Source organism: Streptomyces cynarae (genome assembly GCF_025642135.1).
Classification (GTDB): Bacteria; Actinomycetota; Actinomycetes; order Streptomycetales; family Streptomycetaceae; genus Streptomyces; species Streptomyces cynarae.
Map to the genome: position 1 here is coordinate 3,547,464 of NZ_CP106793.1, position 22,909 is coordinate 3,570,372.

The 22,909-nt window shown below is 70.6% G+C and carries 13 protein-coding genes; 7 read left to right on the forward strand and 6 right to left on the reverse strand.

Going from position 1 to position 22,909, the window contains the following annotated elements; translation table 11 throughout:
• Window positions 1-46: 46 nt before the first annotated feature.
• Both N8I84_RS16415 and galE read left to right on the forward strand, forming a co-directional pair.
• Window positions 47-1,651 carry a glycosyltransferase family 2 protein gene (locus N8I84_RS16415; protein WP_263234781.1) on the forward strand — a complete coding sequence of 535 codons (1,605 nt, stop codon included), beginning with the start codon at window positions 47-49 and terminating at the stop codon, window positions 1,649-1,651.
• Window positions 1,652-1,733: 82 nt separating this feature from the next.
• Complete coding sequence (galE, locus tag N8I84_RS16420) at window positions 1,734-2,714, forward strand: UDP-glucose 4-epimerase GalE (protein ID WP_263230229.1); 981 nt, start codon at window positions 1,734-1,736, stop codon at window positions 2,712-2,714.
• Window positions 2,715-2,719: 5 nt separating this feature from the next.
• Here galE and N8I84_RS16425 read toward each other — a convergent pair whose 3' ends face one another.
• Window positions 2,720-3,652, reverse strand: a complete 933-nt coding sequence (locus N8I84_RS16425) for an oxidoreductase (protein ID WP_263230230.1) — start codon at window positions 3,650-3,652, stop codon at window positions 2,720-2,722.
• 82 nt (window positions 3,653-3,734) lie between these two features.
• Between N8I84_RS16425 and N8I84_RS16430 the strand changes: the two genes are divergently transcribed.
• Entirely contained in the window at window positions 3,735-4,331 is a 597-nt protein-coding gene (locus tag N8I84_RS16430) for a TetR/AcrR family transcriptional regulator (RefSeq protein WP_263230231.1), read from the forward strand.
• Between the two features lie 121 nt (window positions 4,332-4,452).
• Here N8I84_RS16430 and N8I84_RS16435 read toward each other — a convergent pair whose 3' ends face one another.
• Window positions 4,453-7,248 (reverse strand): N-acetylmuramoyl-L-alanine amidase, encoded by a 2,796-nt coding sequence (locus N8I84_RS16435; protein WP_263230232.1) that lies wholly within the window; start codon window positions 7,246-7,248, stop codon window positions 4,453-4,455.
• 285 nt (window positions 7,249-7,533) lie between these two features.
• Complete coding sequence (locus N8I84_RS16440) at window positions 7,534-8,160, reverse strand: TetR/AcrR family transcriptional regulator (RefSeq protein WP_263230233.1); 627 nt, start codon at window positions 8,158-8,160, stop codon at window positions 7,534-7,536.
• Window positions 8,161-8,419: 259 nt separating this feature from the next.
• On the opposite strand from N8I84_RS16440, the gene N8I84_RS16445 reads away from it, so the two are divergent.
• From N8I84_RS16445 to N8I84_RS16460, 4 genes are all read left to right on the forward strand, one after another.
• Window positions 8,420-9,334 carry an ABC transporter permease gene (locus N8I84_RS16445; RefSeq protein WP_263230234.1) on the forward strand — a complete coding sequence of 305 codons (915 nt, stop codon included), beginning with the start codon at window positions 8,420-8,422 and terminating at the stop codon, window positions 9,332-9,334.
• Window positions 9,327-10,211 (forward strand): ABC transporter ATP-binding protein, encoded by an 885-nt coding sequence (locus tag N8I84_RS16450; protein WP_263230235.1) that lies wholly within the window; start codon window positions 9,327-9,329, stop codon window positions 10,209-10,211. The genes N8I84_RS16445 and N8I84_RS16450 overlap by 8 nt, the downstream gene beginning before the upstream one ends.
• A 138-nt stretch (window positions 10,212-10,349) precedes the next feature.
• A complete protein-coding gene (locus N8I84_RS16455; RefSeq protein ID WP_263230236.1) occupies window positions 10,350-12,581 on the forward strand; it encodes a bifunctional glycosyltransferase/CDP-glycerol:glycerophosphate glycerophosphotransferase in 2,232 nt (743 codons plus the stop codon).
• Window positions 12,578-14,254 (forward strand): glycosyltransferase family 2 protein, encoded by a 1,677-nt coding sequence (locus N8I84_RS16460; RefSeq protein WP_263230237.1) that lies wholly within the window; start codon window positions 12,578-12,580, stop codon window positions 14,252-14,254. Before N8I84_RS16455 ends, N8I84_RS16460 begins: the two co-directional genes overlap by 4 nt.
• Before the next feature lie 1,311 nt (window positions 14,255-15,565).
• On the opposite strand, the gene N8I84_RS16465 is transcribed toward N8I84_RS16460, so the two are convergent.
• The 3 genes from N8I84_RS16465 to N8I84_RS16475 form a co-directional block, all read right to left on the reverse strand.
• A complete protein-coding gene (locus N8I84_RS16465; protein ID WP_390898903.1) occupies window positions 15,566-17,140 on the reverse strand; it encodes a hypothetical protein in 1,575 nt (524 codons plus the stop codon).
• Complete coding sequence (locus N8I84_RS16470) at window positions 17,137-17,649, reverse strand: GtrA family protein (RefSeq protein ID WP_263230238.1); 513 nt, start codon at window positions 17,647-17,649, stop codon at window positions 17,137-17,139. Before N8I84_RS16470 ends, N8I84_RS16465 begins: the two co-directional genes overlap by 4 nt.
• Window positions 17,650-17,864: 215 nt before the next feature.
• Complete coding sequence (locus N8I84_RS16475) at window positions 17,865-22,805, reverse strand: NAD-glutamate dehydrogenase (RefSeq protein ID WP_263230239.1); 4,941 nt, start codon at window positions 22,803-22,805, stop codon at window positions 17,865-17,867.
• Between the last annotated feature and the right edge of the window lie 104 nt (window positions 22,806-22,909).

Genomic DNA, 22,909 nt, shown 5'->3' on the forward strand with positions numbered 1-22,909 from the left:
TTAACAGATCATTACCGGCTGCCCGTATTCTCGGCACGTGGAAGCGATGGGTCACCCTCACGATGCACAGGTCAGCGTCGTCGTCATCGGATACGACGACGCCGCCCATGTGGCAGACGCGGTCCGTTCGGCCCTCGCGCAGGGCGGGGTCGTCCGCGAGGTGATCGCGGTCGACGACTGCTCGTCGGACGGCAGCGCCGAGCTGCTGCACGCCCTGGCGGCCGAGGAGCCGCGCGTCAAGGTGATCAGCCGGACCACCAACAGCGGCGGCTGCGGCACCCCGCGCAACGACGGGATCGAGGCGGCGACCGCCCCGTACGTGATGTTCCTGGACAGCGACGACGTGCTGCCGCCGGGCGCGGTGGACGCGCTGCTCATGGCGGCCGTCGCGCACGGCACCCAGCTCGCCGCCGGCCTGTGTGTGCGCCGCGAGCTGCCCTCGGGCCGCGAGGTGCCCTGGCAGCCGGAGCTGTACGAGCGGGCCGTGGTGGTCTCCCACCCCTCCCGGCGCCCCGGCCTGGCCCACGACACGCTGTGCGTCAACAAGCTGTACCGCACCGACTTCCTGCGCGAGCACGGCATCCGCTTCCCCGACGGCCGCTTCCACTACGAGGACTTCGTCTTCAGCGCGCGCGTGCTGGCCGCCGGCCCGAGCATCGCCGTGATCCCCGACATCGTGTACATCTGGCACGTGCGCCGCTCCGCCCAGCGCCTGTCCATCTCCCTCGCCCGCGCCGACATCGAGAACTGGAAGGCGCGCATGGAGGCGACCCGGCAGTCGCACGAGATCCTGCTGGGCGCCGGCGAGAAACAGCTGGCGCGGGCGGCCCGCACCACCTTCCTGGACCGGGGCCTGCGCATGTACACGCGGGAGCTGCCGTTGCGCGACGAGGAGTACCGCAAGGAGTGGTGGCGGCTCACACGCGCGTACCTCGAGGAATTCGAGGCGGCCGACTTCGCGCAGGCGTCCGTGCCCGGGCGGGTCGTCGCACAGGTGGTGCTCGCCTCCGAGCAGCCGCGCGACCTGCACCGGCTCAAGGAGCTCGCGGCCCGTCCGGCACGGCTGACCCCGCGGTACGCGAGGACGGCGGACGGCACGCCCGTCTGGTCGGACGACCTGCCGCAGGTCCGGCTCGAGCACCTGCTGCAATGCCCCATGGAGCAGTTGCCGGTCACCGTCGACGCGGAACTGCGTCCCGGGGCGCGTGCCGCCCGGCTGCGGCTGCGCCTGCACGAGCTGTACGGGCGGGTGGAGAACGCGCGTCCGGCCCGGGTGGACGTGGAGTTCGTGCTCCGGGAGGACGAGAAGCGGGTGGGGCTGTCCACCACGGCCGAGCTCCGGAAGGACCCGGACTCCGCCGGCTGGACGGCCGAGACACCGGTGGACCTGGCGGCGCTCGGCGCCGGAACCTGGGACCTGAAGCTGACGCTCCGCTTCGATGACGGAACGAGCCGCGAGACCGCGCCGCACGCCGTCGCCGGCGCCGGCCTGCTGCGCCGCCAGGCGGTGCCGAGTCTTAGGCACGGCGTGCTGCTGGTGCAGCCGTACGCGACGCACTCGGGTGCGTTGGCGCTGAGGGTGGCGTCGGGAGCGCGAGGTGTGACATCGGTCGCGCGGCGCAGGCTCCGGCGCCTGCTTCACTTGAGGTGAAGGACGGCAGGAGAACCCCACCTGCTTCACTGGAGTCGCAGCAAGAACACGACAGGCCAACGAGCAAGGAGACGGCCGCATCATGACCTGGCTGATCACCGGCGGTGCCGGTTACATCGGGGCGCACGTCGTCCGTGCGATGACCGAGGCGGGCGAGCGTGCCGTGGTGTACGACGACCTGTCCACGGGCATCGCCGAGCGCGTGCCCGCGGAGGTGCCGTTCGTGGAGGGCTCCACCCTGGACGGCGACCTGCTGCGCCGCACGCTGGCGGAGCACTCGGTGACCGGGGTCGTGCACCTGGCGGCGAAGAAGCAGGTGGGCGAGTCGGTGGAGCTGCCGCTGCACTACTACCGGGAGAACGTGGAGGGGCTGCGCGTCCTGCTGGAAGCGGTGACGGAGTCCCAGGTTCCGTCCTTCGTGTTCTCCTCGTCCGCCGCCGTGTACGGCATGCCGGATGTGGACCTGGTCACGGAGGAGACTCCGTGCGTCCCGATGTCGCCGTACGGTGAGACCAAGCTGGCCGGCGAGTGGCTGGTCCGGGCGACGGGAAGGGCGACCGGCCTGTCCACGGCGTCCCTGCGCTACTTCAACGTGGCGGGCGCGGCGAGCCCCGAGCTGGCGGACGTCGGCGTCTTCAACCTGATCCCGATGGTGTTCGAGAAGCTGACCGAGAACGCGGCACCGCGCATCTTCGGCGACGACTACGCCACACCCGACGGCACCTGCATCCGCGACTACATCCATGTGGCCGACCTTGCGGAGGCCCACGTCGCGGCCGCCCGCGCGCTCCAGGCCTCTCCCGGCACGGACCTCACCCTCAACATCGGCCGCGGGGAGGGCGTGTCGGTCCGCGAGATGATCGACCGCATCAACGCGGTCACCGGCTACGACACCCCGCCGACGGTCACCCCGCGCCGCCCCGGCGACCCGGCCCGCGTCGTCGCCTCGGCCGACCGTATCGCCCGGGAACTGGGCTGGACGGCGAAGCGCGACGTGGAGGACATGATCACCTCGGCGTGGGAGGGCTGGGTGCGCAGGCATCCGGAGGCGGCTCGGCGGTAGGACGCTCAGGCCCTCGCGGCCCGCGAGGGCTCCGGGAGCTGCGGAAAGGTGACGCCGGTCAGTTCCTCGGAGACCGTCCACAGACGGCGGGCCGCCTCCGGGTCACTGGCCGCCCGGGAGCGGCCGACCAGGGTCGGTGCGCCGCGCATCTCGTTCAGGCCGTCGGGGCCGACGTAGCTCGCGCCGGGCAGGTCCTGGGTCGCGGCGTACAGGGTGGGCAACGCGCCCGCCCTGTCGTCCTGGGCGAACAGGCGGTTGCCGACCTGCATCGCGATCCGGCGCAGGGCGCTCGCGTCGTGGCCCTGGAGGTTGGTCGCGGCCCAGCCCGGGTGCGCGGCCAGAGCCCGCACCCGCGAGCCCGCCTCGGTCAGGCGGCGTTGCAACTCCAGGGTGAACAGCAGGTTGGCCAGCTTGGACTGGGCGTAGGCCGCCATCGGGGAGTACTCGCCGGTCAGGTTCAGGTTCTCGAAGTGGATGCGCGCACCCGGATACCGGTGCATGCCCGATGACACGGTGACCACGCGATCCGTCACATGCGGCAGCAGCAGGTTCGTCAGGGCGAAGTGCCCCAGGTGGTTGGTGCCGAACTGGGTTTCGAAGCCGTCCTTGGTGGTTCCCTCGGGGACGTTCATGACCCCGGCGTTGTTGACGAGCACGTCGATGCGGCCCTGCCACTCGCCGGCGAACTCCCGTACGGAGGCCAGGTCGGCCAGGTCGAGTCGGCGCACCTCCAGGCGGCCCTTCGCCCCGCGCACGGTGGCGGCGGCCGCCTCGCCGCGCCGGGGATCGCGTACGGCGAGCACCACATGGGCGCCGGCCCGGGCGAGGGCGTCGGCGGTGGCGAGCCCGAGGCCGCTGTTGGCGCCGGTGATGACGACGGTGCGGCCGGTCCGGTCGGTCATGTCGTCGGCATTCCACTTGTGCTGTGTCTTTGGCATGCCCTTCAAAGTAGGCGCCGCCAACAATGCTGTCAATGACAACAATGTAGGCATCGACCACGCCGCCGATACACTGACCGGTATGCACACTCGCCGCCGCTACCACCACGGAGACCTCCGCGCCGCGCTGCTCACCCGGGCCGAGGAGACCCTCCGGGAGAGGGGACCGGCCGCGCTGTCCCTCCGCGAGCTCGCCCGCGACCTGGGCGTGAGCCACGCCGCACCGAGCCGCCACTTCAAGGACAAGCAGGCACTGCTGGACGCCCTGGCGCTGACCGGTTTCCACCGGCTCGCGCAGACGATGACAGCGGCGCTGGAGGAGACGGGCGAGTCGTTCGCCGAGCGGCTGCGGGCCGGAGCCCATGCCTACGTCGAGTTCGCCACCGCCAACGCCGAGTTGCTGGACCTGATGTACGCGATCAAGCACGCCCCGGAAGCCTCCGAGGAGCTCAGCGCCGCGTCCCAGCGGTGGATCGCGCAGATGGAGAACCTGATCGGCGACGCCCAGCGCCGTGGGGAGGTACGCGACGGCTCCCTGGAGAGCGTGGGCATCGGGGTCTTCTCCAGCCTGCACGGCTACGCCTCACTCGTGGCGGGCGATCACCTGCCGCCGGAGGTGCGCGCCCAGGGCCTGGACGACCTGGTCGCGTACATCCTGCGGGGCTGCGCTCCGGAGTAGCGGATACGGGCCCCGGGCCCTGCGCGCCCGGGGCCGTCCGGCGCATACGGCCGACCCCCGTCCGCCCTGGCGGTGAACCGCGCAGTTCGGACGGGGGTCGGCAGGCCGGTGGTGATACCGGTCAGATGATGGGGTCGTAGATGTCCCACCCCGTGGCGATGCTGCTCCGTGAACCGTACGGCGACGTCGGGCTGCCGGTACCCGGGTAGAGGTACGCGTTCCCGGAGGAGTCCCGTGCGACGAGGTCGGGCTTGCCGTCGCCGGTCACGTCACCAGGGCCGACCATGATGTAGCCGCCCCAGCCGTAGCCGACCTTCGTGCGCGGACCGAAGGGCGACGTCGTGCTGCCCGTACCGGGGTAGACGTACAGGTTCCCGGACGAGTCGCGGGCGAGCAGGTCCGGCTTGCCGTCACCCGTGAGGTCGCCGGAGTTGACCATGGTGTAGCCGCCCCAGCCGTAGCCCGCCTTGATGCGCGGACCGAAGGGCGACGTCGTGCTGCCCGTACCGGGGTAGACGTACAGGTTCCCGGACGAGTCGCGGGCGAGCAGGTCCGGCTTGCCGTCACCGGTCAGGTCCCCCATGCCGAGCATGGTGTAACCGCCCCACCCGTAGCCCGCCTGCACACGCGCCTTGAAGGGTGCCGACGGGTTGCCACTGCCCTGGTAGTACCAGAGGTTGCCGGAGCCGTCGCGGGCGACCATGTCACCCGTGCCGTCGGCGTGGAAGACCGACATCGGCGTCATGGCGTTGTAGCCGCCCCAGCCGTAGCCGACCTTGTACCGCGACAGGAACGGCGACGACGCCACGCCCGTGCCCTGGTACTGCCACAGGTTGCCCGACGAGTCGCGGGCCAGGAGGTTCTGCCGCGTCGAGGCGGCCGGCCCGGGCACCGCGGAGATCACCTTCACATCCGCCGAACTCAGGTACGCCAGACGGTGGTTGTAGCGGATCGGGTAGTACGTGGTGGTGCCGCTGATCACCGTTCGGTCGTACTGGGCACTGCCGTCGAACGTCGTCGAGCGGTAGTAGTCCGACGTCTCCTTCGCGTTGGCGACGTACGCCTGCCCGGACGGGATCGAGTACTTGGTGAGCGGCGTCACCGACTGCGGCGTGAGGCCGCTCGGGTACGCGCTCGCCTCCGGGTAGGCGCGGCCGTAGACCGGGATGGAGCCGACCCCGTCGCGAGCGGTGACCACCGTGACCGCGGAGGTGTCGGAGACCGGAACGGTGTACGCGCCGTGCGGGTTGTAGAACCACGCCTTGGTGCCGCCGTACCAGATCGCCGTCCAGTCGTCCTGTTGGTCGGCCACCACGAAGTCCTGACCGGCGACCGCCTTGTCGCTCCAGTCGGATGCGGCGGTCGTCCCGGAGGAGAAGTACGGATTCGTGATCAGCGATGCGCTGTCCGACGGCGAGGTGCGCAGGTACACGAAGTCGGCGGGCTGCGCCGACTGACCGCTGACGGGCGGTTCGTACGACGAGTCGAACGGCGGCGCGATCCGCACCACCTCGCCGGCGACGAGCGGCGAGCCGGCCGGGTTGCTGTTCGGCACGCCGAGCAGGGACATGTAGTGGTTCCAGTCCCAGTACGTGCCCGGGTCCCAGTGCATGCCGGCGACGTACGCGTCCAGCGGGCCCGTGATGTCGTCGTGGCCGATGATGTGTTCGCGGTCGAGCGGTATGCCGTACTTGCTCGCGAGGAACTTCACCAGCGCGGCGGACGACTCGTACTCCGACTCGGTGTACCAGCTCCCGCCCTGGAGCGCGAAGCCCTCGTGCTCGATGCCGATGGCGTGCTGGTTCATGTACCAGTTGCCCGCGTGCCAGGCGACGTCCTTGTTGGCCACCATCTGCGTGACCAGCCCGTCCGAGGAGCGGATCAGGTAGTGGGCGCTGGCGCCGGCGGTCGGGTCCTGGAACTGGCTGAGTGCCGAGGAGTACTGGCCCTCGGTGTCGTGGATGACGATGTAGTTGATCGCGTCGCCGTCCGAGGGCCGGTTGGCGATGTCGTAGTTCCCGTACTGCGTCTTGTCGGTGGAACTGGTCTGCTTGTACGCGGCGGGTGCATAGTTGCACGTCAGGCCGGACGGGCACTCCGGGGCCGGGGTGTCGGCCGCCGTGGCCGCCGTCGCGGTGGTGTAGCTCGCGTCCGTCGCGGTGGCGTAGCCGGTGTGCGTGCTGCCGGTGGTCGAGTAGGCAGCCGTGCTCGCCTGCGGCTTCAGCCCGGGCTGCGCCTCGAGCGTCACCCGCTGGCCGTCGGCGGTCACCCGGCTGATCCCCGAACGCATGTGGGCGTAGACGCGCTGTGCGAACTGTGCCGCGCCCCGGCTGTCCGGCGACTGGCTGTAACGTTCCACCGCCGCGTACCACTGCGCCGGGTCGGCCGGCAGCCCGCCGGTCGCCGCGCGCTCGTACTCGGCCAGCAGCGCCGCACCTCCGCGCACGCTCTGCCTCATGTCCGTGCGCAGTGACGTCGTCGACGTATCGATGAGCTTGGCCGCCCGGTCCAGCGTGTGCAGTGCGGGCGCGTCGGTCTGCACGGCGCCGACGTCGGCCAGCACGCGCTTCGACGGATGGAAGGGCTTCGGGTGGTCCTCACCCCGCAGGTTCAACTCCCGCATGCGGTCGCTCACCGACGGCTTGGGCACGTCCGTCGAGGCGACCTGCGTGAGGCCCATCACGTTGTAATTGCCGGTCATGCTCGGTCGACCCGCGTGGGTGTCCCAGCGACTCTGCTGGTACGCCACGGCCATCAGCACGCTCTGCGGCACGTGGAACTCCCGTGCCGCAGAGGCGAACTCATCCTGCAGTGCAGTGGGGGCGACCGCCGTCGACGGTGAGCCACCCGACTGGCTGGCCTGCGCCACAGCCGCGATTCCCACCGCGACCAACGCGAGCACGCCCCCGGCAGCCATTCCCACCCGCACCCTTGACCGGCGGTGTCTTCGCTGCTTGCGATTCAAAAGACCGTCACATCCTGTTCTGGCCATGCCTCGGCCTACCAGGGGGGTGGCACCGGGACGTTAGCAGGGAAGACGAGCGTGCACACACTTGGTACGCCGAACAGAGATCGTTTCACGGTCCGGGTGCGCGTCCGCTCGTCCTCTCCACCGCCTCCTGGGCCGCGTTCACCGAGCGGCTCGAGGGCTGTTGGGCGGACGACCGCTGTCCGCGCGAGGCCCCGACGATAACAGCCGGGCTCACAAGGCTTTGAGGGCCCCCGCGGTGGCCCGAGCCAACCCCGCCAGATACCCCTTCGGCAGCTTCGGCCCCCGGACCACCACCGCGCGCCAGTACAGCGGGCCCGAGATCAGGTCCAGGGCCAGGTCCGTGTCGATCTCCGCGCCGATCTCGCCGCGGGCGACGGCCGCCGCGACGATGCCGCTCGCCACGCTGTCCTGCCCCTCGCGCAGCGCCTTCTGCATGGCCTCGGCGATGTCGGGGTTGCGGGCCGCCTCCGCCTGGAGGTCCGGGATGATCTGGCCGGCCACCGGGTGGCGCAGGGCTCGGGAGGTGACCTCGTAGAGGAGGCGGAGGTCCCCTTCGAGGGACCCCGTGTCGGGGGCCGGCAGGCCCTGGACGGCGATCGCCGAGACCAGGTCCAGGACCAGGTGCAGTTTCGAGCGCCACCGGCGGTACACCGCCGTCTTGCCGACACCGGCCCTGCGCGCGATGCCCTCGATGGACATCCGGGCGTAGCCGACGGCCGCCAGCTCCTCGAAGACCGCCGCGCGAATGGCTTCCGTCACGTCCTCGCGGAGGACGGCGGCACCCGCGGGCGCCCTGCGGCGCCGCTTCACCTGGGGAGTGTCGGCGTTCGTCGTCATGCGGACCAGCATAGGGCGTGACGACGAAACGGTTGCGTTCCGACGTCGAATCGGCTTAGTCTCGCGTTGCGACGATACGGTCCCGTTCCGACGTAAAGGACAGTAGTCCAAAGCCCCAAGAGCAGTACAAGAGCCCTAGAGCCGAGCAAGACACCGGCAAGAAACGTGAGAAACGCAGGGCAGCGGTACCAGAGGGGACAGCGCGGCGGAACACTCGGTACCGGTTGCGCAACCGACCCCCCGAGCGAAAGCAGCGGATGTGAGCCAGGTCCTCCACACACCGCCTCCGACGGCCGCCGACCCGGCCGAGACCCCGGCGCAGCTCGCCGCCCGGTACGGCCTCGCGGTCAGCGGTGCCCGCCCCTCCCTGCCGGAGTACGTCCGCCAGCTGTGGGCGCGTCGGCACTTCATCACGGCCTTCGCCACCGCCAAGCTCACCGCCCAGTACAGCGAGGCGAAGCTCGGCCAGATGTGGCAGGTCGCGAACCCGCTGCTGAACGCGGCGGTGTACTACTTCATCTTCGGCATCCTGCTGGGCACCAGCAAAGGCGTGCCGGACTACATCCCGTTCCTGGTGACGGGTGTGTTCGTCTGGACGTTCACGCAGAGCTCGATCATGGCGGGCACCCGGGCGATCTGCGGCAACCTCGGCCTGGTGCGCGCCCTGCACTTCCCGCGGGCCGCGCTGCCGATCTCCTTCGCGCTCCAGCAGCTCCAGCAGCTGCTGTTCTCGATGGCCGCCCTGGTCGTGATCCTCCTGTGCTTCGGGGTGCCGGTGGCCGCCTCGTGGGTCCTCGCGGTCCCGGTCCTGTTCCTGCAGTTCGTCTTCAACGCCGGCGTGTCGATGATCGTGGCCCGGATGGGCGCCAAGACGCCGGACATCGCGCAGCTGATGCCGTTCATCCTGCGCACCTGGATGTACGTCTCGGGCGTCATGTGGAGCATCGCCAAGACGCTGAAGCACAGCGGCATGCCCCACTGGGCGAAGCTGCTGCTGGAATCGAACCCCGCGGCCGTCTACATCGACCTCATGCGCTTCGCCCTGATCGACAGCTTCAAGGCGCACCAGCTCCCGCACCACGTGTGGGCGTACGCGACGGGCTGGGCCCTGCTCGCCGGCGTCGGCGGCTTCATCTACTTCTGGAAGGCTGAGGAGACGTACGGCCGTGGCTGATCTTGTGAACGACCGGCGGAACGACGGGCCGGACGACGAGCCGGTCCCCACCGTCGTCTGCGACGGCGTCGACATCGTCTACCGCGTCAACGGAACCGGGGCGGGCCGCGGCTCCGCGACCGCCGCGCTCAACCGCATCCTGCGCCGCAAGCAGGCGGAGAAGGCGGCGGGCGTGCGCCGGGTGCACGCGGTGAAGAACGTGTCCTTCACCGCATACAAGGGCGAAGCCATCGGCCTGATCGGAACCAACGGCTCCGGCAAGTCCACGCTGCTCAAGGCCATCGCCGGCCTGCTCCCCGTGGAGAACGGCAGGATCTACACCAACGGTCAGCCGTCCCTCCTCGGCGTCAACGCGGCCCTGATGAACGACCTGACCGGCGAGCGCAACGTCTACCTGGGCGGCCTGGCCATGGGCATGTCCCGGGAGCAGATCAAGGAGCGCTACCAGGACATCGTCGACTTCTCCGGCATCAACGAGAAGGGCGACTTCATCACACTCCCCATGCGGACGTACTCCTCCGGTATGGCCGCCCGTCTGCGCTTCTCCATCGCCGCCGCCAAGGACCACGACGTGCTGCTGATCGACGAGGCGCTCGCCACCGGCGACCGGTCCTTCCAGAAGCGGTCCGAGGAACGCATCCTCGAGCTGCGCGAGCAGGCGGGCACCGTCTTCCTGGTCAGCCACAACAACAAGTCCATCCGGGACACCTGTGACCGGGTGCTGTGGCTGGAGCGCGGTGTGCTGCGCATGGACGGCCCGACCGAGGAGGTCCTTGAGGCGTACGAGGCGTTCACGGGCGGCGCCGACAAGGTCAGGAGCGGGAGCACAACCGGGCAGGCGAGCGCCCAGAAGAAGGCACCCGCCGGAGCGAAGTAGCATTTTCCTTTACCGAGGCGCGGGACGAGAGCGGTTGTTCCCCTCTCGTACGTGTCTCTTACTATCTCGTATACGCCTTATTCGTGTTGTTCATCAGCAGCAGTGCCGCCGTGGGCGTCTGAAGAGCAGGGAGACCACGTGCAACCAGGGCTGAGCGTGATCGTTCACGGCCCCGAGACCCAAGGCCACCTGGGCGAGCTTCTCGACGCCCTCACGACCCAGCCTTTCGCCGAGGCCGAGGTGGTGATCGCGGCCGTCGGCGACTGGGCCCGACAGGAGGCCGAGCGACGCGCCGCCGACGACCCCCGGATGGTGGTGGTGTCGCTGCCCGAGGGCACGAGCGACGGCGCGGCCCGGGTCGCGGGCGCCGAGCGGGCCACCGGCCGCTGGCTGCACTTCGTGCACGCCAAGGACGGGCTGCCCGTGGGCGCCGTGCGCACGGTCGCCGACCGCACCGCGGAGCTCGGGGACTCGGCGGACGTCCTGGTCGTGGACCACCTCCGCTCGACCTGGCAGACCTCCGGGGCGCCCAGCGAGGACCACCGGTTCCTGGCCCGGGCGAGTCGGCGCGGCGTCCCGCTCGCCGACTTCCCGCAACTGCTGCGGCTCACCCCGGTGCTGGGCAATCGAGTGATACGCGCTGATTTCTGGCGAAACCAGGACATCGCGGCTATCGCGGACGGCGACTTCCGTGACGACGAGGCGTACACCGCGCTCGCCGTGCTCCTGCACGCCGACCGGATCGCCGCCCTCGACCACGTCGCGTACGAGATCAGGGAACTGCGCGAGGAGAGCCTGCCGCCGGTGACCGCCGCCCAGCGGTACGCCGTGATAGAGCGGTACGAGCGGCTGCAGCAGGTCCTGGCCGACCAGGGCGCGCCCGAGGGACCGCGCGCGGTGCTGTACGACGTCATGGTCCGCGACCTGCTGCGCACGTTCGCGCGCAGCAGGATGCCGGAGCAGGTCGCGCGGGAGTTCTTCGCCCGCGCGTCCCGGGCCGCCGTGCGCTGGCGGCCGGAGCACCACCAGCGCCCGGGCGGATTCGAGGGCATCCGCCGCTCGCTCCTGGAGGAGAACGCGTACACCCGCTACCGCGCCTTCCAGGCCGCCAACCAGAAGCGGCGCGAGGTGAAGTCGGCGGTGACCACCGGCAAGCGGGAGGTGGGCGCGAAGCTGCGCGACCACCGCTACCGGCGTGCCCTGAGCGAGCCCGTCGACCCCAACCTGGCCGTCTTCTCGGCGTACTGGGACCGGGGCGTGGCCTGCAACCCGGCCGCGATCGCCGCGAAGCTCACCGAGCTCGCCCCGCACATCCACCAGGTGTGGGTGGTCGCCCGGGCCAAGGCGGCGCTGCTGCCGCCGGGCACCGACCACATCATCGCGGGCACCCGGCGCTACTGGGACGTGATGGCACGTGCCAAGTACCTCGTGAACAACGTCAACTTCCCGAACTCGGTGGTCAAGCGCCCGGACGCGATCCACCTCCAGACCCACCACGGCACCCCGCTCAAGCGCATGGGCCTGGACCAGCTGGACTTCCCGGCCGCCTCCAAGGGGCTCGACTTCGACGCGCTGCTGGCCCGTATCGACAAGTGGGACTACAGCCTCTCGTCCAACAGCCACTCCACGCGGATGTGGGAGCGTGCGTACCCGTCGCGGTACACGAAGCTGGACCACGGCTACCCGCGCAACGACGTCTTCTACTCGGCGACGGCCGAGGACATCCGCGCGATCCGCGAGCGCCTGGGCATCGCCCCGGGCCGCCGGGCCATCCTGTACGCGCCCACCCACCGCGACTACGAGGCCGGCTGGACCCCGCGCCTCGACCTCGCCTCCCTGGCCGACCGGCTCGGCGAGGACACGGTCCTGCTGGTCCGCGGCCACTACTTCTACGGCGGCGCGGCCTCCCCGCTGACCGATCTGCGCCGCTCCGGGCGGGTGGTCGACGTGTCGTCGTACGACCCCGTCGAGGACCTGTGCCTGGCGGCGGACGCGCTGGTCACGGACTACTCGTCCATCATGTTCGACTACGCCAACCTCAACCGCCCGATCGTGATCTACGCCGACGACTGGGAGACGTACGCGAAGACGCGCGGCGTCTACTTCGACCTGATGGCGGAGGCACCGGGCCAGGTGGCGCGCACCCAGGAGCAACTGGCGGCGGTGTTCGAGACCGAGGCGTGGCGGGACGAGGCCGCGCGGAAGTCGCTGACCACCTTCCGGCGGCGGTTCTGCGAGTTCGACGACGGGCGGGCCGCGGAACGGGTGGTGCGCCGGGTGTTCCTGGGCGAGAGCGAGGAGTCGCTGCCGCCGGTGATCCCCGTGGACGAACGCATCCCGGCCCCGACTCCTGAGGAGGCGAACGCGTGACGACGGCCGTGACCGCCGAGACCCGAACCCCCGATGTGACGATCACGGTCATCGTCTACAACGACGCGGAACGCCTTCCGCGTGCGGTGGCGTCGCTGCTGCGGCAGACGCACACCAACATCGAGGTGATCATCAGCGACGACCACTCGACGGACGACACGCCGTCGGTGGCGCGGAGGCTGGCCGCCCAGGACGAGCGGGTGCGTTATCTGCGCCTGCCGGAGAACAGCGGCGGGTGCAGCGCACCGCGCAACCGGGCGCTGGAGATCGCCCGGGGGCCGTATCTGATGTTCCTCGACAGCGACGACGAACTGCCCGAGAACGCGGTGGAGTTGCTGCTGGCGGCGCACCGCGAACGGGAAGTGGACTTCGCGATGGGCGCGGTGGAGCGGGTCCGTGTCGACACCGGTCGGCGCTCGACCTGGATGGCGCACCTCGTCGCCGAGCGGCGCACGGTGGAGGGCATCGACGCCGAGCCGGAACTGCTCTTCGAGCACCTGTCGACGAGCAAGATGTACCGGCGGGAGTTCCTGGACCGGCACCAGCTGCGCTTCCCCGAGGGGATCCACTACGAGGACCAGCTCTTCTCGGCGCAGGCGTACTGTCTGGCCCGGTCCTTCACGATCATCCCGGAGCCGGTGTACCGCTGGTACATAGCGCCGTTCGTGGCGGCCGAGGCGGCGTCGATCTCCAACCAGCGGCACAAGCTGTCGAACGTCAGCGACCGCATCTACGTGCAGACGCTGATCGACGAGTTCCTGAAGGAGAGCGGGCACGAGGGGCTGCGCCGGCACAAGGACTACAAGTTCCTCAAGCACGACTTCCGGATGTACGCCGGTGACCTGCCCTACCGAGACGAGGAGTGGCTGGCCGGTTTCGCGGACATCGTGACCCCGTATCTGGAGGAGCTCGCCGACGACGCCTACGCCCGGCTGCCGCGAGTGGAGCGGGTGGTGATCCAGCTCATCCGCGACCGGCGGCTGACGGAGGCGCAGGAGGCGGCGCGGGGGCTGGGCCACGGCGTGGCTCCCCGGACGACGTCCACGGACGACTCGGGGGCCGTGTACTGGGGCTCGCAGGTGCCGGCGTCGTCATGGGCGCGTCGGGAACTGGACGTCTCGGACCTGGAGTTGGAGTACCGGCCGTTCCCGAGCGCGCTGTTCCGGCATGAGATCACGTCGGTGGAGCCGGGCCCGGGTGCGTCGGTGAACCTGTCGATCCGGACCTACGACCCTGGTCTGCGGCTCCCCGTGGGCCCGCAGCGGGCGAGCATCGTGGTCGCGCCCGGGCGGCGCCGCCTGGTGACGGCGTTCCGCCTGGACCCCGTGCGTCCCGGTGTCTTCGAGGGCCGGGTGCGGGTCGACCTGGCGGCGGCGCAGCTGCCGGTCCAGGGATTCCAGGGCATCCGCCATCCCATGCTGCGCCTGGAGAACCAGGGCCTGTTCAACACGGGCGTGCTGCTGGCACCGCTGACGTTCCCTGCGCTGACCGCGACACAGGTGGGCACGCTGCCGCACGAGGTGACCGTGGAGCCGGAGGGCCGCGGGGCGGGACGCCTGCAGATGCGGTGGCGACCGGTGGGCGTCACGGCGAAGGTCGGTCCGGTGGTCCGGCGGGTCGCGGGTCCGCGGATGCGGCGGGCCGCACGGCTGGTGCGGAGCGCGTTGCGGTAAGGGTGCGGGGCGGCGGAGGCGAGCAGAGGTCTGTTCGCCCCCGCCGCCCTTGCCCTTCCCGCCCCCTGAGGGCTGCGCCCCCAGACCCCGCCGTCGGCCTACGGCCTCGTGCTCAAACGCCGGAGGAGCTGAAAATCAGCCCCTCCGGCGTTTTTGCGAGCGGGGTACGAGGGCCGGCCCCCGACGAGGTCTGGAACGAGCCCACGCGGGGTGCCGGGCAGAGCCCCGCGAGGGGTACAGGGGACGCAGTCCCCCCACGGCCAGGGGCAGAGCCCCGCTGAGGGTACAGGCGAACGCAGTCCCCGCCACGACCCAGGAGCAGAGCCCCCGCCGGGGGTACAGGGAAACGCAATCCCCGCCAGGGTCCAGGGGCAGAGGCCCACCAGGGGCGCAGGCGACGCAATCCCCGCCACAGCCCAGGAGCAAAGCCCCGCCAGGAGCGCAGACGACGTAGCCCGCCGGGGTCCAGGAGCGGAGCCCCGCCAGGGCACAGGCGACGCCATCCCCGCCACGACCCAGGAGCAAAGCCCCGCCAGGGCACAGTCGACGTAGCCCGCCGGGGTCCAGGAGCGGAGCCCCGCCAGGGCACAGGCGACGCCATCCCCGCCACGACCCAGGAGCAAAGCCCCGCCAGGGCACAGTCGACGTAGCCCGCCGCGGCCCAGGAGCGGAGCCCGCCAGGAGCGCAGACGACGCCATCCCCGCCACAGCCCAGGAGCAAAGCCCCGCCAGGGCACAGTCGACGTAGCCCGCCGCGGCCCAGGAGCGGAGCCCGCCAGGAGCGCAGACGACGCCATCCCCGCCACAGCCCAGGAGCAAAGCCCCGCCAGGGCACAGTCGACGTAGCCCGCCGCGGCCCAGGAGCGGAGCCCGCCAGGAGCGCAGACGACGCAATCCCCGCCACAGCCCAGGAGCAAAGCCCCGCCAGGGCACAGTCGACGTAGCCCGCCGGGGTCCAGGAGCGGAGCCCCGCCAGGGCACAGGCGACGCCATCCCCGCCACGACCCAGGAGCAAAGCCCCGCCAGGGCACAGTCGACGTAGCCCGCCGGGGTCCAGGAGCGGAGCCCCGCCAGGAGCGCAGACGACGCCATCCCCGCCACGACCCAGGAGCAAAGCCCCGCCAGGAGCGCAGACGACGCAATCCCCGCCACAGCCCAGGAGCAAAGCCCCGCCAGGAGCGCAGGCGACGTAGCCCGCCGGGGCCCAGGGGCGGAGCCCCGGGGGGTTGAAGGGGCGGAGCCCCGGGGGGTTGAAGGGGCGGAGCCCCTGGAGGACGGGACGGGTAGGGGCGGCGGGGGCGAGAAAACCCCCTAGCGTGCCACCACCTCGTACAGCACCTGCCCCCGAGGTCCGGAAGCCACCTTCCGCAAGGCGGCGTCCCCCGCCGGCAGCCCCCCGTCCGACCGGCGCTGGACAACCCACCGCACCCCGTACTTCCGCAGCACCCCCAGCCGCTCGGCCCGCGACGACCCGGTCGCGAAGTACGTCCGTACCGCCGCGTCCCGCCGCGCCTCGTCCGGCAGGAAGAAGTCCGGGTAGCCCGGCGCCACCGTGTACGCCCCGTACGCCGGGATCTGCCGCGCGGGGTTCGTCTTGGCCATCACCACGTCCCCGTACCGCACCCACGGCGTGATCCAGTGGTACCCCACCCACGGGTCCCGGTACTTCTCCGCGACCGCCTCGGGCAGCGCGCTCCGCCCCGTCACGTACCCGACCGTCTGGATCTGCGTCCACGCCCCCACGGCCAGCGCCGCGGCCAGTACCCCGGCCGCCACGTTCCGCAGTGCGCCCCGCGCCGCCCCGGCCACCTCGACGGCCGCCGCCAGCTGCGCCGGGATCAACACCGCCGGCAGCGCCCGTCCCCAGGAGTAGTGGCCCGTCAGGCCGCCCAGGCCGAACAGGAGCACGCCCAGAACGAAGAACAGGACCAGGGGGTCCAGACGGTCCCGCCGCGCCCGTACCCCGAGCGCCACCACGCCCAGCAGCACCAGGCAGAACCGCGGGAACAGCTGCTCGTACAGCGGGCGGTGGATCTCCTCCAGGCCCCCCACACCGAACAGTGCGAAGAAGTCGTAGTACGGCCAGAGCGCGAGGATCACGGCCCCCAGGACGAGCCCGGCGCCAAGACGCAGCCACGTCCTGAGTCCGGCACGCGCCCCGACCACCGTCGCCAGCGCGCCCAGCGTCGCGACCACCCCGGTGAACTGGTGGCTGAGCAGGATCACCGCCCACAGCGCGCCGAGGCCGAGGAACGCCACCCAGCCGCCCTCGCTCTTCAGCGTCCGAGCGAGCAGCGCCCAGAAGTGGAAGGCCAGCCCCAGCGCGAACACGCTCGGATACGCCACCGTCAGCGCCAGCGAGTTCAGCCCGATGAAGCCGCTCCAGTTGAACACCTGCGTGCCCCACAGGAACACCAGGCTCAGCAGGGCGAGCGGCGGCGCGAGGCGGTGCGGGCTCAGCGTGCGGACGTACCGCCACACGCCCGTCACCAGCAGCGTCAGGCTGATCAGCGCACCGATGCGCAGGACCACCCAGACGGACAGCCCGGTCACCCGGGCCACGACGCCGAGGAAGAGCATCCACGGCGAGTAGTACGGGCTCGGCGTGTTCTCGTCGACCAGCGGGTTGCCGGGGTCCAGCAGCCGGTGCCGCAGCCGTTCCACCGTCGCCGCGTGCATGCCGAGGTCGCCGACCCACGGCAGCCGCACGATGACGAGCAGCATCAGCACCACGAGCAGTGCCACCACCGCCCACAGCGCCGCGCCGACCGCGCCCTGCGGCGTCCTCACGGCCGCGAGCGGGCGCCAGGGCCGCCCGAGCCGCTTCCCGCCGGACCGGCCGCGAGCCTCGTCGGTCCCTCCGGCCCCCTTCGCTGCGATGCTCATCGTGCTCCGCTGCCCTGCTTGGCCCCGTGCTGGAACACCCATGTCCGGTACACCAGGAAGCGGAACGCCGACGCCAGCACGATCGACAGCACCTTCGCCACGTTGGAGCCGATCGGCCCGTTCATGCCGAGGCCGTGGTAGCCGAGGTAGAACAGGACGCTCTCCATCACCACGCCGACCCCGCTGAAGACGAAGAACAGCATGATCTGCTGCCGGGTGCGCGAGGCCCGGTCGCGGTAGGCGAAGAAGCGGAAGCCGAGGTAGTTGGTGCCCATGGCGACGACGCTGGCGAGCACGGTCGCCGTCATCGGGGCCCATGCCAGACCGTGCAGCAGGGCGTTGAAGACGAGGATGTTGACCGCGACTCCGCTGCCGCCGACGACCCCGAACTTGATCACCTCGACCGCCAGCCGCCGGACCCGGGAAAGCGCCGGGACGGGGGCGGGTTGGACGCTCGCGGCAACCGGGCGAGCGACCTTGGGCCGCTGCTCGGTGAGGTTCACAGACACGGGTGGGGGTCCTCCAACTCGTCCGACGATCACGCCAAACCTGTTCGAACGTCCCGTCTAACAGGGACGAGTAAACCGAAGGGTTGGACTCCCCTAGGTCTTGGCAAGAAAGCGTCAGACTACGTTAGCCGATGAGCGATCGCGGGCATGCTTCGGGGATACGCACATGGGGGCGCCCACTCCTCACCGAGGGGCGCCCCCATGTCGTACCGGTCCTAGCTGTGCGTCCTCAGCAGCGTCCGCATCGTGCGCATCGCCACCGAGAGGTTCGCGAGGTCGAACGAGTCGGAGTTCGAGATCTCGTCGAGCGTCGTACGCGCCCGCGACAGGATCGCCGCGTTCTTCTCCTCCCAGGCCTTGAAGCGCTGCTCCGGCGTCGACGTGCCGTTGCCGGCCGCCAGGACCTCGGCGGTCAGGGACGCGTGGGCCGCGTACAGGTCCTCGCGGATCGCGGCGCGGGCCATCGACTGCCACCGGTCGGCGCGCGGCAGTTCGATGATGCGGTCCATGAGCTGGGCGATCTTGAGCCGGTCGGCGAGGTCGTAGTAGACCTCGGCGACGTCCATCGGGTCCTTGCCCATGCGGTCGGCCACCGAGACGATGTCGAGCGCGGGGAAGGCGGAGGAGAACCCGGCCACGCGTGTGGCGAGTTCGTCCGGGACGCCGGCGCCCGTCAGCTCGTCGTAGATCTTCTGCCACCACTCCAGGTCCGCACCGCGCACCAGCTTCGGCAGTTCGCTCCAGACCTGCTCGACGCGCTCGGCGAAGAACGCGACGGTCTCGGTGAGCTGAAGCGGCTGCGGCCGGTTGTTGAGCAGCCAGCGCGTGCCGCGCTCGACCAGCCGGCGGGAGTGCAGACGGATGCGGGTCTGCACGGCGGCGTCGACCTTGTTGTCCAGGGCCTCCACCGCGTCCCACACGGGAGCGGAGCGGAAGATCGCGCGGGCCGCGGTCTGCGCCCGGACGATCTCCTCCAGCGAGGCGCCGGTCTCCTCACGCAGACGGTGCAGGTAGGTCGTACCGCCCGTGTTCACGGTGTCGTTGACCAGGACGGTCGTCACGATCTCGCGGCGCAGCGCGTGGCCGTCGATCTGCTCGGGGAACTTCTCGCGCAGCGCGGTCGGGAAGTACGCGTGCAGCAGGCTGCGCAGGTACGGGTCGTCGGGCAGCGGCGTGTCCAGCAGCTCCCGGGCGACCGTGATCTTCGTGTACGCCAGCAGGACGGCCGTCTCCGGACTGGTCAGGCCCGCTCCGCCGGTGAGACGCTCACGGATCTGGCGGTCGGTGGGCAGGAACTCCAGCGCCCGGTCGAGATGGCCCTCGCGCACCAGGTAGCGGATGAACCGCTGCTGCGCGTGCAGCATGTCCTTCGACTGGAACAGGGCGTTGGCGATCGCCACGTTCTGCGCGTAGTTGTTGCGCAGCACCAGGGCGCCGACCTCGTCGGTCATCTCGGCGAGCAGCTGGTTGCGCTGCTTGACGGTCAGGTCGCCGTTGGCCACGACCGAGTTGAGCAGGATCTTGATGTTCACCTCGTGGTCGGAGGTGTCCACGCCCGCGCTGTTGTCGATCGCGTCCGTGTTGATCTTGCCGCCGTGCTGGGCGAACTCGATCCGGCCGAGCTGGGTCAGGCCCAGGTTGCCGCCCTCGCCGACGACCTTGACGCGCAGGTCCTTGCCGTCCACGCGGATCGCGTCGTTGGCCTTGTCGCCGACGTCCGCGTTCGACTCCGTGGAGGCCTTGACGTAGGTGCCGATGCCGCCGTTCCACAGCAGGTCGACCGGTGCCTTGAGGATCGCCTGCATCAGGTCGGCGGGGGTCATCTTGGTGACCTTGCCCTCGATGCCCAGCGCCTCACGGATGTGCGCGTTGACCTGGATCGCCTTGGCCGTGCGCGGGAACACACCGCCGCCTGCCGACAGCAGCTCGGTGTCGTAGTCCGCCCAGGACGAGCGCGGCAGCTCGAACAGGCGGCGGCGCTCGGCGTAGGAGGTCGCCGCGTCCGGGTTCGGGTCGATGAAGATGTGCCGGTGGTCGAAGGCCGCGACCAGGCGGATGTGCTCGCTCAGCAGCATGCCGTTGCCGAACACGTCACCGGACATGTCGCCGATGCCGACGACCGTGAAGTCCTCGGACTGGGTGTCCAGGTCCAGCTCCCGGAAGTGCCGCTTCACGGACTCCCAGGCGCCTCGGGCGGTGATGCCCATCTTCTTGTGGTCGTAGCCCGCCGAGCCGCCGGAGGCGAAGGCGTCGCCGAGCCAGAAGTTGTACTTCTCGGCGACCTCGTTTGCGATGTCCGAGAACGTCGCGGTGCCCTTGTCGGCCGCGACCACCAGGTAGGTGTCGTCACCGTCGTGGCGTACGACGTCCACCGGCGGCACGACCTCGCCGGCCACCATGTTGTCGGTGATGTCGAGCAGCGCCGAGATGAACGTGCGGTAGCTGCGGATGCCCTCCGCGAGCCAGGCGTCACGGTCCTTGGCCGGGTCCGGCAGCTGCTTGGCGACGAACCCGCCCTTGGCGCCGACCGGCACGATGACGGTGTTCTTCACCATCTGCGCCTTGACCAGGCCGAGGATCTCGGTGCGGAAGTCCTCACGCCGGTCGGACCAGCGCAGGCCACCGCGCGCGACCTTGCCGAAGCGCAGGTGCACGCCCTCGACGCGCGGCGAGTACACCCAGATCTCGTAGGCCGGGCGCGGCGCCGGCAGGTCCGGGATGGCCTGCGGGTCGAACTTCATGGAGACGTAGTCGTGCGGCTTGCCGCCATGCGCCTCCTGGAAGAAGTTGGTGCGCAGCGTCGCCTTGATGACGGTGAGGAAGGAGCGCAGGATCCGGTCCTCGTCGAGCGAGGCGACCTGGTCGAGGGCGGCGTCCAGCTCCTCCAGCAGGGCGTCGGTCAGCTCCAGGCCGGCCCGCTGCCGCTCCGGCGACATCCGTGCCTCGAAGAGGGAGACCAGCAGCCGGGTGGTGTGGACGTTGTTGCGGAGGGTGTCCTCCATGTAGTCCTGGCTGAAGGTCGAACCGGCCTGGCGCAGGTACTTGGCGTAGGCGCGCAGCACCATGGCCTGCCGCCAGGTGAGGCCGGCGCTCAGGACGAGCGCGTTGAACCCGTCGTTCTCCGCCTGCCCGGTCCACACGGCGGCGAACGCGTCCTGGAAGCGCTCGCGGCCGTCGTCGCCGAGGTAGTCGCCGTTGCCGGCCACCTCCTTGGGCAGCCGGAGACCGAAGTCGTAGATCCACGCGGTCGTACGGTCCTGGCAGCGCAGCTCGTACGGCCGCTCGTCGATGACCTCGACGCCGATCCGCTGGAGCACCGGCAGCACGGCGGACAGGGAGACGGACCCGCCCTTGCGGTAGATCTTGAAGCGGCGCTCGCCGGGGCCGGTGCCCACGGGTTCGTACAGGCTGAGGGCGAAGTCCTTGCCGCCCTGCTCGTCGGTGAGCTGTTCGAGGTGGACGAGGTCGGCGACCGCGGCGCGCGGGGTGTGGTCGGCCTTGTAGCCCTCGGGGAAGGCGTTGGTGTAGCGGCGCTGGAGCTCCGCTGCGCGCTCCTCGCCGAGCTCGGCGGTCAGCGCCTCGCTGAAGGCGTCGGTCCAGGAGCGGGCGGCCTCCACCAGGCGGGCTTCGATGCGCTCCTTGTCCGCGTCGGACAGCTCCGGCAGCTCGGTGCCCTGCGGGACCCGGACCACGAAGTGGAGCCGGGACAGGATCGACTCGGTGTTCCAGGCGGTGAAGTCGACACTCGTGCCGCCCAGCTCCTCCTTCAGGATGTCGATGATGCGCAGCCGGACGCCGGTGGTGTAGCGGTCGCGCGGCAGGTAGACGAGGGCCGAGTAGTAGCGCCCGTACTCGTCCTGGCGCAGGTAGAGCCTGAGGCGACGGCGCTCCTGGAGGTAGAGGACGGAGGTGACGATGGAGCGCAGCTCGTCGGCCGGGGTCTGGAACAGCTCGTCGCGCGGGTAGGTCTCCATGATCTGGAGCAGGTCCCGGCCGTCGTGGCTGTTGGGCGAGAACCCGGCACCCTTGAGGACCTCGTCGACCTTGCGCCGGACGACCGGCACGCGCAGCACGGACTCGGTGTAGGCGGCGGACGAGAACAGGCCGAGGAAGCGGCGCTCCCCGACGACGTTGCCGTTCTCGTCGAACTTCTTCACGCCGACGTAGTCGAGGTACGAAGGCCGGTGCACGGTGGCGCGGCTGTTGGCCTTGGTGAGGACCAGCAGCTTGTGCTCGCGCGCCTTGGCGCGGGCGTCGGCGGGCAGCCGCTCGAAGGACGGGCTGACCGGGTGCTGGTCCTCGCCCGCGTGGTGCGGGTCCGATCGCAGTATGCCCAGCCCGGTGCCGGGCACCGCGGCCAGCGTGTCGTCGTCACGCAGCTCGTACTCGCGGTAGCCGAGGAAGGTGAAGTGGTCGGCGGCCAGCCAGCGCAGCAGCTCACCGGCCTCCTCGATCTGCGCCTGCGGCAGATCCTGGGGTACCGGCTCCTTCTGGATCCCCTCGGCGATGCGCAGCGCGCAGTCGCGCATCTTCTCCCAGTCCTCGACGGCCTCGCGGACGTCGGACAGGACGCGCAGCAGGTCGGAGGTGATCTGCTTGAGGTCGGCGCGGTCGGTCTCGCGGTCGATCTCGACGTGGATCCACGACTCGACGTGCGCGTCGTGCGGCAGCTCGACCCCGGGGGCGTCGGGCAGCACCTCGAGGAGCTTGCCCGTCAGGTCGCGGCGGACGAGGAACTGCGGGTGGATCACGACGTGGATGCCGCGGCCCTGGCGGGACAGCTCGTTCGTCACGGAGTCGACGAGGAACGGCATGTCGTCGGTGACGACCTCGACGACGGAGTGGCTGCAGGTCCAGCCGTTCTCCTCGACGGTCGGGGTGTGCACGCGCACGTTCGCCGTGCCCTGCGGGCGCGTCTCGGCCAGCCGGTAGTGCGAGAAGGCGGCGCCGAAGACGTCCACCGGGTCGCGGTCGGTCAGGTCTTCGGGGGCGGTGTGCAGGTAGTAGCGCTGGAGGAACGCGAGCACGGTCTCCCGGTCCGGGGTGCCCTCGTCCGTCGTCCCGGTCGGTAGGTGCCCCCCGACCGGGCTGTTCTCAGCTACCCGGGCGGCCCTTTCGAGCAGCTCGGCCTTGGCTTCGTCCAGCTTGGTCTGCATTGTCCTCTGGCTCCTGTCGCGCGCCGTTGCGTGACGTAGAAGGAAGTACGGTCTCTTCTCCGACGTAACGCCGCGACGCGGGGTGTCCGGTCTGCTTCGACGCT